This is a genomic window from Glaciecola sp. KUL10, from assembly GCF_003203515.1.
GTDB lineage: Bacteria > Pseudomonadota > Gammaproteobacteria > Enterobacterales > Alteromonadaceae > Glaciecola.
The window spans coordinates 140783-156085 of the sequence record NZ_BGNG01000004.1 but is presented as its reverse complement, the minus strand read 5'-3'; the positions used below and the strand labels follow the sequence as shown (position 1 = coordinate 156085).

The following is a 15303-nucleotide window of genomic DNA, read 5'->3' as shown; positions in this document are numbered from 1 at the left end:
ATTTTGATGAATTATTTTGCTCTTTAAGGACATTTTATTTTGTTGATGGTAATGATGTTTCTTTGTTGCTGATAATGTTGGGTTCCAAGGAGGTTACCATTTTCGTGGTAATGACGACTCTTCGTAGTAACCGCGTTTTTGCGTAAGTAATTTCACCGCAGTTTAATACTTTGATATTATTGAACCGTGTTGATATCAAAAAACGCAAAGTAGCAGTAAACCAAGGAATGCATGATGACCAAGGCGGATAATCTAAAGGAATTTTTAAACACCCGAACAAAAGGGCAAAAATTGTACCTTCTGTTGGGATTTTTTTCCTTAGCCTTATTTTTCTACGATGTTTATATACTTTCCGAAAGTAATTATTTTTCAGGCTTTGTTGCACTTTTTTTTCTGTCAATTTTGACTTTTTTTCAAAAGCCAGTGCCAAACACTATCGGGCGTGAAGCATACACCCCAGACCCATTTAATTATTTTCAAGCACTAGATACCGAACTAAAATTTATCAAACACAAACTCCCTTTAGAAAACGTCACGAGAATCAGTATTAACAACTTTAAAGATTATGGACACGTTTCACTGCCTTACAATCATATCGATGGAAAAGTACCCAATTTCTATTTTGATAAAGGCTTTATCAGTTCGATGCATCGTTATATCAAGACCTACCTGCCTCACGTCGAAATTATCGAGTAAGTCCAAATTCAATGAGCCTTTCTCACCTTATCCAAGCCGATACAAATAAACATATCGCGCACTTTATAAAGCGCGTAAAGTCTTTGGACAAGGCCGAGCAAGTTTGTCTACTCATTATGTCAGTCGTACATAAACCGATCGGGATTGCACGCTTTGAAAAGCTTATCAGAGCGCTTATCGACTTTGGCTTTTTGACACAAACGTTTAAGCACTATCAATTAGACAGCCAACAGCGACAAACACTGGTTAAACAGTCGATGTTGGATATTACGCGTGAAGGCTTGCGCGTTAATCGTCTAATCTGCACCGCATTGACGCATGAATTAGAACACTTAGAGGTATTGGGTGAAGCCAAAGGCATGGCCAAGCTCGACAATATCTTAATGGCAGTTGAACATATTAGTGGCGGACTTCAGTCATATCACTACCAAGCAATTAAAGAGCAAGAAACCCGATTTATACGTGATTTTCACTTTTTTGCTGAATATGACATGCTCGAGCGGCAACTTCAGTTAAATCCCAACACTCATTTGGTGAATATCAATCGCACACAGATACTGGTTGAACTGCTGTTTTTACCCTTTGATTTGACGCACTTTGTCACACTGCCACACAAAGTACAGTACGCAGCGTTTGCATCCTTGTTAAGACTGCAAATGGAAGATGCCAAAGACGATAGTTCTGATGTCACCTACACCCTCTCTCTGCTCCAGCAGGTCGTTGATGTGCATATCAAAAAGGGACAAGGTGAAAACAGCTTATGCAAACAACTCCTATTAGAGTGCTATTTGTATCAAGCTAAACTTGATGAGTTTGAAGCCCTTTACAACCCCTATGATACAAGTTGTTATGGCCTGCAATTAAAAGCAACTTTTCACTTTTTAACAGGTGATATCGAAAAAGCCTATATTCACTTTGAAGATGCACTAAAAGCCCAAAAGCAGATTAGCAAAAAACGAAACGAATACTTAGGCGGCACGCTGGGGTTTATTCACAAGCTTTGCTTGCTGATTTATACCAAACAGCTCTTTATTAGAAACAGTGACCCTGACAATCCGAGTAAACTTGCGCAAGGCAAAACACTGGATGCCAATAAAGTTAAAAAGCACACGTTGCAACAACTCAAACTTGAGGGTAAAGACCCAGACGTTTATGACCACTTCTTTACAGTCAGCTTAGCACTATCACCCCTAGCATCTGCATTTTTTGATAACCCAGAAGATCTCAAATACCATATCGAACAACAAATGAGCGATGAAGTCGATTTCTTCACGCATCATTTGCTTAGCTTTATTAAGTTATTACGCGCAACTTGGACAGAATCAACGCTCGACTTTGAACAGCTCAATGAAATGCGACAGCTTGCAAGCGACACTCAAGATGCCTTTTTATCAATTGAACATCATTGTATCGCTATGTTCTGCGAGCAAATACTGACATCAGATTTTGGACAGCAATCGCCTCTAACAACTAAGTTAGAATCCTCGTCAAAAAACACACTCGTCAACATTACCCAACTGATTGAAAAACGCGAGGCGTGGGAAAACGCACTCGATAAATTATTGGCCCTAGCCCCCCAAGCAAATTTGCCAACTAACTCAAGTCAGAAGCCATCTGCCCAACGTTTGATTTGGGAACTTCATCACCGTAGTTTCGAAGACAAATTAGTTGCACGCGAACAGAAACAAAGTAAAAGTGCATGGAGCAAGGGGCGTGTGATCGCGCTTAAACGCTTGTATGAAGAATACGAGCAACTGAGTTACCTAAGCGAGACCGACAAAAAAATCTGCCAAGCAATTCAAGAAACACAAGCTTATTATTACGGTAAGAACGAATACAGTTTGTCAGGCTTAAGCGCTTTACAAGCCGCCTGCGATATCGATAACTTATATCTAGCCAATGACTTATCAACGCCGATAAAGCTCAGCAAAATTGAACCTGAACTCATCGTCAGCGAGCAAGATACTTTTTTGTGTTTGAGTCTGTCTATCAGTCCTGCGTTTTCAAAAGAAGACACGCATTACAGAGTGATAGAAACTGGACCACGCGAATATCAACTTTGCGTGTTTAATAAATCACATATTCAAGTAGCAAAAGTGCTCGGAGAAGAAGGTTTATTAGTGCCCATTGAAGCTAAACAACGTGCACTTCAGGGTATTTCGGCCATCGCGCCTTTATTAAATATTCAATCAGATATTGCTGAAATAGACACAGGACTCGCCACCGTCGAATGCGATCCCAACCTGATCATCAACATTAAACCATTTGAAACGGGTTTAAGCTTTCATTGCCACATTATGCCTTTCGGAGAAGAAGGTGCGATATTTACGCCAGGTATTGGCAATGCCAGTCTCACGGCTCAAATTAACGGAAAGCGGGTAGCAACGCATCGAGATTTGGTCAACGAACAGCAATTACTAGATGCGCTAGATAAAGCCTGCCCCAACTTTTTAGCAACCGCAAGCAACGAGTTACATCAAGCCGATTTGCAACAGGCACTTGAAACTTTAGAACAGTTGCAAGCGGCACAGGCCGTCAATTCATTCCCACTTAAACTAAGATGGCCATCGGGTAAGTCAATTAACTTGAGTAAAGCGCTTAGTCCAGCTGATATGCAACTTGCCACCGCAAAACGCAGTGAGTGGTTTGAAATGACTGGGCACTTGCAAATCAATAATGATGAAGTGATTAGCCTCAGAGAGTTACTTAAGCTTATTAGTACAAGCAATGGCAGGTTTATTGAGCTTGATGAACACCGAGTACTCGCATTAACGACCAGTTTAAAAGAGCAATTAGCGACCCTAAATCACGCATTAGAAGATGATAAGTTTCATCCTCTTGCTGGCTTGCATGTCGAACAAGCGACCACTGGCATGCGCATGAAGACCATTCACGCATGGGAAAAGCAACGCCAGTTAATGCAAGAAGCCAATCAAATTGAACCTAAGTTACCTTCTACATTAAAAGCAGAACTAAGAGACTACCAAAAAACAGGGTTTGACTGGGCGATGCGACTTGCACATTGGGGCGCAGGTGCTTGTCTTGCCGATGACATGGGGCTTGGAAAAACGCTGCAAGCAATGGCGGTTATTTTGGCAAGAGCCGAGCAAGGCCCAAGTTTGATCCTTGCGCCAACGTCAGTGTGTTTTAACTGGCAACAGGAGATATCTACCTTCGCGCCAACCTTAAAGGTAAAGCTATTTAATGAAGCAACAGGCACAGAAGCGCGCACAGACTTACTGGAAAATCTACAAGCCTTTGACTGTTTAATCGTTAGTTATGGTTTGCTTCAACGAGAAAGCGAGTTGCTTGCACAAACACATTGGCAAACGCTAGTCGCCGATGAAGCACAAGCACTTAAAAATCCATTAAGCAAACGCACAAAAGCCGCATATCAGCTAAAAGCTGACTTTAAAATGATCACCACTGGCACCCCTATTGAAAATGACCTCACTGAATTATGGAGTCTGTTTAGGATCATCAACCCTGGCTTGCTAGGTAACCTGAGAGCATTTACCGAACGCTTTATTCACCCAATTAACAATGAAAAAGAAGACCGACTCGCCGCCAATCAAGCAAGGCAAGGCCTAAAAACGCTGATTCAACCGTTTATGTTACGTCGCTTGAAAAGCCAAGTACTCAAAGAGTTACCGTCGCGAACCGAGATTAGCTTAAACATTAGCCTAGACACAAAACAGCAAGCCTTTTATGAGGCATTGCGGCTAAACGCAGTTGAAGCAATTGAACAAGCAGGCTTACAGTCAAATAAAGCTGAACAACGCATCAAAATGCTCGCAGAGCTAACCAAACTCAGACAAGCCTGCTGTCATCCCAAGCTAGTATTTGAAGAAAGTGAATTGGCGAGTGCCAAATTAGCGGCATTAGATGAGCTGTTAAACGAGTTGCTTGCAAACAATCACAAGGTGTTAATCTTTAGCCAATTTGTTGGACATCTGCAAATCATCAAATCGCATATCGAAAGCAAGCAGATTAACTATCAATACCTAGACGGTTCAACGCCTCAAAAAGACCGAAAATCCAGCGTCAATGCGTTTCAAAATGGTCAAGGTGATGTATTTCTGATTAGCTTAAAAGCGGGTGGTTTTGGTTTAAATCTGACAGCCGCCGATTATGTTATTCATATGGATCCGTGGTGGAACCCTGCGGTAGAAGACCAAGCCTCTGATCGCGCGCACCGAATCGGACAACTTAGACCCGTCACGATTTATCGCATGATTACTCAAAATACAATTGAAGAAAAAATCATGGCCTTACACAAGCAAAAACGTGACTTGGCTGACCAAGTATTGGCTGGTAATGAAAGCGCAAATTCATTATCAGTCGATGATATGATGTTGTTGTTAAAAGAAAAGTTTTAAAAAAATGCGCTAATCCGTCATTGCGAAGTTTTAGCTATCACAAACAAACAGTATCAATCTCCTTATTTACTGCACATTTCATCCACTTCCCCTGCACAACACCTAGTTAGCATAAAGCCACTGTTTTAAACGCAAACTGCGTACATTCAAAGGCGATACGATATGGCTAGACTAATTAATCTCAGTGCTATGGCAACAGTTTTACTACTTAGCGCATGTGGCTCAGATTCAACAATCGATGAGTCCGTAGACGATGTCACTGAAGTACCGATCGCAGATGACGAATCACCTACTGGCGCATGCTCAAACCCAGTCACTGAATTATCAAGCGCATTTCTAGACTTTGTCGCCGCCCCTAACGTGACCGCAGTACTTTCTGAGGACGGTTGTTTTGTCACATTGGAATCTGATGGTAAACCAGACCATACATCATCTTATTGGGATGCAGGAAATGCCAGTGGTCTATATGTTGAACCAGAAGACTCTGAATTGTTTGATCGAAGGCGCTCACCTGGCGATATTGAAGACTATTCAAACTTGTTTGAACTAACAGTGCCAGTTGAACCTGAACTTGCAACTGTGTCATCCGCAACACCCTTAGGAGCAATAGGTATTGCAATTAGTGGTACTCCAATATTCAACGATTCAGAAGGTAATGGAGATGTTTCGGCGGGCGTAATTGATGGTTTTGACCGCAATGGTGCACACACTGGTCCCCAAACGTATCACTACCACTTAGAACCTAAAGCCATTTCATTTGATGATGATAAGTTGGTGGGTATCATGTCTGACGGTTTTCTGATTTTTGGACGCCGCTGCTTCTCAACCGTGGATTATCCGACAGACTTAGATGAATCTAATGGTCACGTCAGCCATACCCTTTATACCGGTTCAAACCCTGAAGACGCTGAATACCATTATCATATTTCAAACGAACAATACCTAAATGCAGAAAACTATCTAATCTTTCCCGGCAACTTTCAGGGAACGCCAAACGGCGTAAACTAAAAAGTGGTGGCGCCCATGCTCGTATTTCGAATTTTGATTATCTTGATTGTTATTGCCATTTTAGTTTACTGGAGTGCCTTAAATGCACAGCAAGTTAAATCGTCAAAAATAGTCAACATTTCTGAAGTCTCCCAAAATAAACGTGGAGAGAGAGTGTATAAAGACACCCTATTTAGTGGTGAAATGCGAAGCTACCATCCTAATGGCAAGATAGCGACAGCAGATCAATTCGAAGTGGGTCGTCGGCATGGTTATTCAAAAAAGTGGTTTCAAAGTGGCGCATTGGCATTTGAATCCAACTACGTTTCTGGCTTTCGTGAAGGCGTAAGCGCTAGTTGGTGGTTTAACGGCGAACCACGTTCTCAAACTCGCTACATTTTGGGTAAGGCCCAAGGGGTGGCATGGCGGTGGTATCGAGACGGTACCCCTTTCAAAAAACTCAATTTTGTAGATGGTCAATTATCTGGCTTACAACAAGGTTGGCGTAAAAACGGAAAGCTTTACAGTAATTTTGAATACCGAGACGGTCGAATCTATGGACTCAAAAAAGCAAATACATGTGTGGGCTTAGAAGATGAACTTATCTCGGTAGGTTACTACCAAAATCAAGAACGAGGTGTACTTTCTAATGAAGGCTAAATTACTAGTTTGTTTAATATTATTTTGCAGTTTAGGGGTCAATGCAGCGCAGAAACTTCCTTACTACAATGAACAGTCTTTCACACCACAATGGTTGACAGAAGATAGTCCAGAGCTGGAGAATTTTCACAAGATACCGAGTTTTAGTTTCATTAACCAAAACGGTAAAAAGGTTACCGACGAGACATTTGAAGACAAAATTTATGTGGCTGGTTTTTTCTTTAGTACTTGTCCAGGTATTTGTCCAACTGTGCGCTCACAATTGATCAAAGTGCAAGAGAGTTTTGCGGACGACGACAACGTATTGATTGCTCAGCATTCGATTAGACCAAGCAACGATACTCAAGAGGTACTGCAAGCATATGCACTTAAAAACAAAATCAATCATCAAAAATGGCACTTGTTGACCGGCGATAAAAAGGCGATATACGAGTTGGCGAAAACCGCCTATTTTGCAAGCGAAGATCTTGGCAATGCTCAAAAAGCAAATGACTTTCTACACACAGAAAGCCTGCTACTCATTGATAAAAACAAACACATTCGGGGCATATACAACGGTTTAAATAGCGGGTCAGTTGACTATCTGATCAAAGATATTAAAGTCTTAAAAGCCAATCTTAAGCAGTAGTATTTCAACGATTTAATCAATCAAGGGTTAACTACCCTTGATTGAATCTTGAATAATCCGTTTATCCTAGCCTGCCGCTAGTTCTAGGTTATTACGCCTGGCGCTATGAGTTAAATCAACCATGGCTCGCCGCGCATCATATGCTTCTGACAAAGGCTTCATGAAAGGTATGAATATAATTTCTTGATTAACCATTACGTGAAACCCTTCAGCGTAACAACTCAACATATTTACTTTTTCTTCTTCACTTTTGTGTTCGGTAAAACTATGCACCATATCTAGCATGGCATCTTTGTGATCAAGATTCATATGATTGACAATTGCTGCTTCTTGTTCGGCAATCGAATGCAAGTTTACATTCCAGTCATGTTCACTGAACCAATATATTTCCCCAAACCCGCCTATATATCTAAGCCTTTCTAATTTGAGCAAGTAGAATCTAAAATCATGGGCTTGCACGTATTTCTTGGCTTGAGGAAATAGGCTCATATATTTATGTTGCGTCGCGTCATCAACAGCATCGGCCTGAGCGTTCGCTAAAAATGTCAGTCGAGCACTTGCCTGACTGTCGCTTTGTGAAGCGTCGTGAATACACAAACTCACTCTGCTATCTGCTTTCATATTACGAGAATGCTGTGCAATATCAGAAGCATAAACCACCAAATCACCTGCTTCGGTCATTAGATACGGCGTAACCGAACCAAAAGGAAAACCATTTACTGACAAGCTGACGGTAGACAACACGCCACTGTGCATTGAACGAGCAAGCTTGCGCGCTTGTATCACGTGCTCTGCTTTTTTTGAAATTGATTTTTCTGTCATCTTAGTGACTCCTTATTGTGTAATTTGGGGATGGAAAATAGCGTGACTTGCGCTATGGGTAGTATTAGGCAGTAAAAGCTGCCCCTGAATATCAAAACATTGATTGATCGCGCTTTGAGTAAATACTTGTTTGACCTCGCCACTTGCCATAACTTCACCGCCTTTCATCATGACAATATCGTCTGCAATGACGGCCATTGTGTTGATATCATGGTCAACTAAAATGACCGTTCCACCCAAGTTTTTAAACCTTTGAATATAGGTATAAAGGTGCTGAGTTTGCTTGATATCTAATGCGCTAGCTGGCTCATCGAGCAACAAGCATTTGTTGTTTAATGTGTTTGAAGCTGTTTGACTTAAATCAGCAAGTTGAAGGTAGGCTCGTGTGAACTCAATCAGTTGCAATTCACCACCCGATACAGCAGTCAGATCATGATTCAGTAGTTTCGTAATACCGTATTCATGCGCACTCGCGGATACTAAATCAGTTGCCATATCCATATCTTCATTGATGTGCTGCCTAGCCAAAAGCAAATATTCAAAGACCTTAAGGTTAAGGTTGATAAACTGCTTTTGGGCAACGTAAGCACGGGCTTTGGCTAGCGTCGACAAAGACTGATCGGCAAGCGCGATCTCGTCGAAAAGTACTTCTCCGCGACTTGCTTTATGTTGATGAAGCAATACCTTTAAAAGACTCGATTTACCCGCGCCATTTGCGCCTAGAATGGCAGTGATCTTGTTGCGCGCAAACTCGAAATTAATATTGTTTAGTAAATGCGCCTTACCTATTTGGAGTGATACATCGACACACTTAAACATCTTGGAATTTCCTTTTTTCTTTTACGATTAAATACAAGAAAAATGGCACACCAATGACAGAAGTTAGTAAGCCTATGGGTAATTCGGCAGGAATTAATAGGGTGCGGGCAAGTGTGTCTGCCATGGTTACTAGCAAAGCACCCAGCAATGCACTGCTTGGCAATAACACCTTTAAATGTGAGCCAAGCAACATCCGGCAAATATGCGGAACAACGAGCCCGACAAAACCGACGATACCCGTAAAACTGACGCTAACCGCGACTATCGCTGACACTGCAAATAAGCATTTAAGCTTGAGTTGTTTAACGTTTACGCCTTGAAAAGTAGCCTGTTTTTCACCCGTTGAAACCAACATTAACTGGCCAATATGTTTACTAATGATGAAACTAGCCGGCGCAATGACGAGTAAACAGATCGTCAGTTTTAAGAAATCGATTCCCGCATAGCTGCCCATGCTCCAAAAGGTAATCTGCCTTAATGTCGCATCATCGACTACATAGTTTATAAACCCTAATAAAGTCATTGCGCCAGCGTTTATGGCTACACCTGCTAGGATCAACATAAGCGTATTCAAACCTGTTTTTCCACCAGCGATACTTAGCAATAACATTAGCGCGATGATACTGCCGATCGAAGCAAAAATAGGGATTAAACTCGTCGCAACCCAAGGTGATAATTGACTTGAAAACGCACTGCTACTTAACAGCATGATCCCAAAAGCGGCAAACAATGCTGCTCCCGAAGAGACACCAATAAGCCCAGGATCAGCCAAGGGATTACGGCACAGCGTTTGTAACACAACACCACTTATTGCGAGGCCTGCGCCCGTCAGTAAGGTCATACCAATTCTTGGTACTCGAATGTCCCATAAAACATGTTGATGAAAGGCAAGACTTTGTGCATATGTGGATAGGTTTTGGTCAGTTTCACCAGCAAAAAAGTTTGCGCTTAGCAGTTTGAGTACATCGATGTTAATAGCACCGCTACTCATGGCCCAAATCATCACGATGGGCAAAGCCAGCCCTAACGCATACAAATAGCGTCTATGTGCGCTGTCTTGTGCCGATAAAAGGCGCATAACCGTGTTATTGTCACTTCTTTGAGCTCTCCCACCATGGCCTTTATTGACTTGCTTGGCATGATTGTTAAGGAAAGCACCCATTGTTTGAATCAGAGAAGTCATTTATTCGTCGCTAGGAATGGTTGGAGCAGATTTCGCTTGAGTATCGTGAGACTCGATACTTGCGAGCATTTGTCTAGCCGCTTCGGGCAATCTCGGTGTCAGGCCTAAAAACAACAGCGAGTCCACAATTTCAATATGACAGCCTTGTATTTTTGACCAAAGGCGTAAGGCTTGAGTTTTGCAAAGCTGTTGGGTGCTCATTCCTTGAGTTTGGTGTCTTGGAATAAAAATCAGATTGGCTTGAGCTTGCAATAAGGCTTCGCTAGATATCGGTTTGAATCCATTTAACTGCCCAAACACATTTTTTATACCCAAGACTTCCATCAACAAATGTGGAACGGTGTTATTGCCCGCAGCCATTATGCCTCGCTCACTTGCCGACATTAAAAATACTGGAGTGGCGTTCCTTTTTAGACTCGGTAAAAGCGCAAGAGATTGCGTAAGTTCGCCGTTTAATGTCTTAGCTTGTGCTTGCCTACCGAGTTTGTCCCCAATCTCGGAAATTAACTTAGTGAGACCTTTAATCGATCGTGTTTGCTCAAAAACATAGGTGTCTACACCCACTGCTTTTATTTGATTTAGCACGTCTGCCGGTCCTGCACCCTTCGCGGCAAATAGATGAGTAGGATTGAGAGAGAGCACCCCTTCGCTGCTAAGTTGTCGGTAGTAGCCTACCTTTACTTTGTTGTGTACTTCGCTAGGAAAACTGCTGCTTGTGTCTGTTGCAATTACCGCTTCTCCCATACCCAATGAAAAGATTATTTCAGTGACACTGCCGCCTGCGCTGACAATTCGCATTTCTTGGTCTTGATCTTGTGCAAAAACAGCTAAGGGTAAAACGCCCAAAGCAATTAACACGGTAAATACTGAAAACCTAGACTGTTTGATAAACCATGCACGATTGAACATTAGTCCTCTCTTTTTTATTGATGAAAAATATTTTTCTACTTTTTAATTGCAAATGATAATAATTCGCAATAGCATTAATGTAAATAGGCAATACAACATTTGAAGGAAGAAAGTGAAAAAATTAGTTCATCAAAGGTCTGCTCATTCTTTGCTAGCGGCAAAGACGATTACCCTATCCAGTGCGTTAGTGTTTATGTCTCATGCACTCAATGCTGCTGCAGCATCAGCAAATACAAGCATTGAAGCCATGGAAGAAGCAAGCGTTGAGACAATAAGCATTACAGGTACGCGCACTGCCAGGCAGATCAATGAGATTGCATCAGCGGTCACTCACATTACTAGTCAAGACATCGATGCAACAAGCGCGAGTAATATCAAAGATATGTTGCGCTACGAACCTGGCGTAAGTGTCGAAGGAAACGGACGATATGGTCTTTCAGGTTTTAATATCAGGGGAATAAATGGTGATCGTGTACTCATTACACTCGACGGCGTTCCGATTGCTGATGAGTTTAGTTTTGGGCCTAATTTATCATCACGTCGAGACTTTATTGACATTGATTTGATTCAATCAGTCGACATCGTTCGAGGGCCAGCCTCAACGCTTTATGGCAGTGATGCAATCGGTGGTGTAGTTGCGTTTACGAGTAAAGACCCAATCGACTTATTGGATAACACACAATCCTTTGCGGGGCGTTTTAAATCGCATTATGTGAGCCAAGCCAATGAATGGTCAAATAGCGCCATGATTGCAGGTGGCAGTGAAACTTGGCAGTGGTTGCTTAATGCAAGTCACAGAACAAGCGATGAAGTAGAATCTTACTATTCATCAGGCGATGAGTTTGGCGATACACGTCAGCAGTCAGACCCTCAAGACTCGCGTTCATCTAGTTTTTTGGCGAAGTTAATTTATCAAGCAAATGAGTCCCACAGGGCAGAATTAAGCATTGATGGCTTAGATCAAAGTGCAAACACCCAGTTACTTTCAGAACAAGGGACAGTTTCTAGAGGTGTATTGATACAATCAAGTAAAGGCGACGATGAGCGCGAAAGAATAAGAGTTTCCGTGGATTACACCTATCAAGCACCTCAAGCAAACGCGCCTTTAAACTTAAAACGCATCAGTGCTAAGAGTTTCTATCAACAATCAAACTCAACACAAGTGACTCATTCGTTAAGGCAAACGCTTTCGACCCAAAGCCTTGCTTCTAGGGTTAGAAACAGTGAGTTTGACCAAGATGTGAAGGGCTTGAATGTGCAATTTGACCATGAGTTTGGCAGTAATGATCAAGACGGGCTCAACGGCATCAACCACTATCTTATCTACGGTGTAAGTTACGAACAAACAGACTCAATTGCCCTGAGGGAAGGTGCGACTACATCAGTCGACAGCGGTGCGAACATACCCGAATTCTCTGTCTTCCCAGCACGAGATTTTCCACCCTCAACCTTAAGCGAGTATGCGTTTTATATTCAGGATGAAATTAGCCTTCTTAATAAATCGCTGACCCTAAGCCCTGGCATACGTTTTGATAAATTTAAGTTGGATGCGACCCCAGACGCATTGTTCAGCAACGCAAATCCTGGTGTCTCAGTCGAGGACTTTAGTGACCAACAGCTATCAAGCAAACTTGGTGTAGTTTATCAGATCACTGATAGCGCCTCTATTTGGTATCAATACGCTGAGGGATTCAGGATCCCACCAATGGATGACATCAATGTTGGATTTACTAACTTCGCAGGTGGCTATACATCACTGCCCAATGCTGACTTATTACCCGAAACCGTCGTGAGTAACGAAGTGGGTATACGTTTTTATGACGACGCTTACGAGTTTTCTATCAGCGCTTACAATAATCAATACGATGATTTTATTGAGTCGCTTGCAGTGAAAGGCTTTAATCCTCTGACTAATCTATTAGAGTTCCAAGCCAGAAACATTGATGAAGTTGAAATATCAGGCATTGATTTACAAGTAACGTGGTTTATCGGTGAAAGCGTTTCTGCACTTAAAAACTGGACCGCACGCGCAAGTTATAGTCATCAAGATAGTGAAGATAAAGCAAGCGGTGAAGAGCTTGATTCAATTCTTCCTTCTCAAGCGGTAATGGGTTTGAGTTATGGCGACCTTGATAGCGCATGGCGTGCTGAACTTGCAGTTACACATACAGCGAAGGCCAATCAAGCTGCTTCAGATGACGTCGCATTTTTCAGAGCTGATAGCTATACGCTGATAGATGTACTGGCACACTATCAGATCAGTGATTCAGTAAAAATCAACCTTGGATTGTTCAACCTACTAGATAAGGAATACTACTTAGCATCGGAAGTGAGAGGGCGAACAGTAGAGGAAAACCTAGCAAGATTTTCATCTCCCGGACGCAACGCTTCAATAAATTTAATTGTTAATTTTTGATAGTCTTTTTTAGATAATCATTTTTTGTTTTAGATAATCATTTTTTTGTTTTAGATAATCATTTTTTTGATAATAACTATGTCACACAACTTTGGATTTTAACGTTCATTGCGTCGACGTTGACAGCAGCAATCAACGTCGACGCAAGCGCCAAGTCACTTTTTACACTTTGATAAGCGGGCGCATAAGCGGATTTGAGCGCGTTAAACTCTGAAACGTGTTGGGATAAGGTCTGTTCGTATTGAACCAGTGTGGCTAGTGCGCTGTCGCGTAGTGTGTGCAGCTCATTTATTCGTTGTTCTGCCGCCATAATACTCGGCGCTAGTTCCTTTATCAGTATTGCGACTTGCTTTTCTTTTTGATCAAGCCAAGTATTTATTTCAGCGTAACGCGCTTGTTGTTGTTCACTAAGCTCTTGGTCTTCAGAATATGCCGAACCGCCTGCCGACACGCCAGTCGGTGGCACTTCTCTTGGCATAGTTGGTAGTGGCGCTGGAGCGACTTTTGTTGGTTGTTCGTTGCTTGAAATGGGTTGTGAAAGCCTAGTGATCTCCTCGGCTGTCGCTCCAGTTCTCGCCAATTCAGCCATTAAACGAGTGTGTACCAGCCGAGCATTCGCTTGTATCTGTTCTTCAAGCGCCATCAGATCGCTACTCCAAGTGGCCAATGAAAGCATCATCGGTGATATCGATTCAATCATCGAACTGACTTGGATTGTATACTTTTGCCCCTCATCTTTTATAGCGTGTGCGTTTTCTATTGATAGTTGAATAGCTTGAAAATCATGCCTTAAATCATTGTGCGCATATGAAGGCTCCTTTAATACTTCTTCGACCATTTCTAGACTATTTAACAGACGTGCTTGTCGCTCTTCTATTTGAGAAAGTAAACTCGGTGGCAAAAATATGTCATCTGAATACAAATCGTAAAATTCTTGAGCGGCATTATCTATAAAATCTTCGATGCTGTCTTTTTCGATATTAAATGCTGGTGTCACTTTCAGCAAACCCGCAACCAACTCGTCTTTAGCCTCGTGGATCAAAGGATGTTCAGCATGACCTAGCCAATAATCCAGCACATTAAGCTGTGTCGTTATTTGCTGATTATGGTTACTAAGTGTGGCGTTGTTGTCACTCAAGGCAGCCATCAAACTCTGGTTCGTGTTTCCATAGCTTTGCTTGATAAGTCTTAAACTTTCAAGTGGCGTTTGCAGGCAGGCCATTGATTCTTGTGCGTTAGTAAGCGCCTCTATTTTCTGCTGCGGAGAATTAAGCTGAATGTTACCCAGAATAACAGCAAGCAACCCGCCCCCAGCAATGATGATTGAATGAGGCGCTCTTAATGTGGTTAACACCGCAATGATCGCACCGAGACTTATACTGATCGCACCCCAGAAATCTCGATACTCAGCAAGATGAGTACTGGCTTTATCATAATTGCTGATCAGAATAGTGAGACTCACAAGTAAGTCATCATGAATTTGGAATTCAGGGAAATAAGCCGTCTCTGCAGTCACGTACATTATCGAACCTGTGGAGAAAAGTACCAAGCTACCCACAATCAAAAGGCTGTGTTTCTTCAAGATCAATAATGCGGAATTCAGCACATTTACATCCTTGTATGTAATCGGATTGATTGAGGTATGTGATTTTTATACTCCTTGTCGTGTGGGCTTGCAAGTTAGTAGCGAATTTTATTCAGCCTAGCTTTTCTGCTTGCACACAGTGAACGTTATAATATAACATTGAGATTAATATGTTATATTATTACAACAAGGATTTACGTTGACGAATTCAAGTACTCA

General features: G+C 42.0%; 11 protein-coding genes. 6 read left to right on the top strand and 5 right to left on the bottom strand.

All coding sequences use genetic code 11. The annotated features are described in order from the left end of the window. The first annotated feature begins 231 nt into the window (after nucleotides 1-231). The 5 genes from KUL10_RS08805 to KUL10_RS08785 all read left to right on the top strand — a co-directional run bounded on the left by KUL10_RS08805 (nucleotide 232) and on the right by KUL10_RS08785 (nucleotide 7350). Nucleotides 232-696 carry a hypothetical protein gene (locus tag KUL10_RS08805; protein ID WP_146216768.1) on the top strand — a complete coding sequence of 155 codons (465 nt, stop codon included), beginning with the start codon at nucleotides 232-234 and terminating at the stop codon, nucleotides 694-696. 11 nt (nucleotides 697-707) lie between these two features. Next, a complete protein-coding gene (locus KUL10_RS08800; RefSeq protein WP_110428548.1) occupies nucleotides 708-5075 on the top strand; it encodes a DEAD/DEAH box helicase in 4368 nt (1455 codons plus the stop codon). Nucleotides 5076-5237: 162 nt separating this feature from the next. Further along, complete coding sequence (locus KUL10_RS08795) at nucleotides 5238-6083, top strand: YHYH protein (RefSeq protein ID WP_110428547.1); 846 nt, start codon at nucleotides 5238-5240, stop codon at nucleotides 6081-6083. A gap of 15 nt (nucleotides 6084-6098) precedes the next feature. Further along, a complete protein-coding gene (locus KUL10_RS08790; RefSeq protein ID WP_110428546.1) occupies nucleotides 6099-6722 on the top strand; it encodes a toxin-antitoxin system YwqK family antitoxin in 624 nt (207 codons plus the stop codon). After that, nucleotides 6712-7350, top strand: coding sequence for an SCO family protein (locus KUL10_RS08785; protein ID WP_110428545.1), 639 nt, complete (start codon nucleotides 6712-6714; stop codon nucleotides 7348-7350). Before KUL10_RS08790 ends, KUL10_RS08785 begins: the two co-directional genes overlap by 11 nt. A gap of 66 nt (nucleotides 7351-7416) precedes the next feature. Here KUL10_RS08785 and KUL10_RS08780 read toward each other — a convergent pair whose 3' ends face one another. The 4 genes from KUL10_RS08780 to KUL10_RS08765 are packed head-to-tail and all read right to left on the bottom strand — an operon-like array spanning nucleotide 7417 to nucleotide 11083. Then, the gene (locus KUL10_RS08780; RefSeq protein WP_233499762.1) at nucleotides 7417-8172 is read right to left on the bottom strand and encodes a HugZ family protein; all 756 of its coding nucleotides are present in this window, start codon (nucleotides 8170-8172) and stop codon (nucleotides 7417-7419) included. A gap of 12 nt (nucleotides 8173-8184) precedes the next feature. Continuing rightward, the gene (locus KUL10_RS08775) at nucleotides 8185-8991 is read right to left on the bottom strand and encodes an ABC transporter ATP-binding protein (protein ID WP_110428544.1); all 807 of its coding nucleotides are present in this window, start codon (nucleotides 8989-8991) and stop codon (nucleotides 8185-8187) included. Then, entirely contained in the window at nucleotides 8984-10174 is a 1191-nt protein-coding gene (locus KUL10_RS08770; RefSeq protein WP_233499761.1) for an iron ABC transporter permease, read from the bottom strand. Before KUL10_RS08770 ends, KUL10_RS08775 begins: the two co-directional genes overlap by 8 nt. Further along, complete coding sequence (locus KUL10_RS08765; protein ID WP_110428543.1) at nucleotides 10175-11083, bottom strand: hemin ABC transporter substrate-binding protein; 909 nt, start codon at nucleotides 11081-11083, stop codon at nucleotides 10175-10177. Between the two features lie 112 nt (nucleotides 11084-11195). On the opposite strand from KUL10_RS08765, the gene KUL10_RS08760 reads away from it, so the two are divergent. Next, nucleotides 11196-13499: a TonB-dependent hemoglobin/transferrin/lactoferrin family receptor gene (locus KUL10_RS08760; protein ID WP_233499760.1), complete on the top strand. Its 2304-nt coding sequence runs from the start codon at nucleotides 11196-11198 to the stop codon at nucleotides 13497-13499. 76 nt (nucleotides 13500-13575) lie between these two features. Here the strand turns inward: KUL10_RS08760 and KUL10_RS08755 are convergent, their stop codons facing one another. Beyond that, nucleotides 13576-15105, bottom strand: a complete 1530-nt coding sequence (locus KUL10_RS08755; protein ID WP_146216767.1) for a hypothetical protein — start codon at nucleotides 15103-15105, stop codon at nucleotides 13576-13578. Nucleotides 15106-15303: the final 198 nt, after the last annotated feature.

Excerpts from the sequence above, each read along its gene's own strand:
- KUL10_RS08770 (WP_233499761.1), bottom strand. The coding sequence starts at position 10,174 with ATGACTTCTCTGATTCAAACAATGGGTGCTTTCCTTAACAATCATGCC.
- KUL10_RS08775 (WP_110428544.1), bottom strand. The coding sequence starts at position 8,991 with ATGTTTAAGTGTGTCGATGTATCACTCCAAATAGGTAAGGCGCATTTA.
- KUL10_RS08765 (WP_110428543.1), bottom strand. The coding sequence starts at position 11,083 with ATGTTCAATCGTGCATGGTTTATCAAACAGTCTAGGTTTTCAGTATTT.
- KUL10_RS08795 (WP_110428547.1), top strand. The coding sequence starts at position 5,238 with ATGGCTAGACTAATTAATCTCAGTGCTATGGCAACAGTTTTACTACTT.
- KUL10_RS08800 (WP_110428548.1), top strand. The coding sequence starts at position 708 with ATGAGCCTTTCTCACCTTATCCAAGCCGATACAAATAAACATATCGCG.
- KUL10_RS08785 (WP_110428545.1), top strand. The coding sequence starts at position 6,712 with ATGAAGGCTAAATTACTAGTTTGTTTAATATTATTTTGCAGTTTAGGG.
- KUL10_RS08780 (WP_233499762.1), bottom strand. The coding sequence starts at position 8,172 with ATGACAGAAAAATCAATTTCAAAAAAAGCAGAGCACGTGATACAAGCG.
- KUL10_RS08790 (WP_110428546.1), top strand. The coding sequence starts at position 6,099 with ATGCTCGTATTTCGAATTTTGATTATCTTGATTGTTATTGCCATTTTA.
- KUL10_RS08805 (WP_146216768.1), top strand. The coding sequence starts at position 232 with ATGATGACCAAGGCGGATAATCTAAAGGAATTTTTAAACACCCGAACA.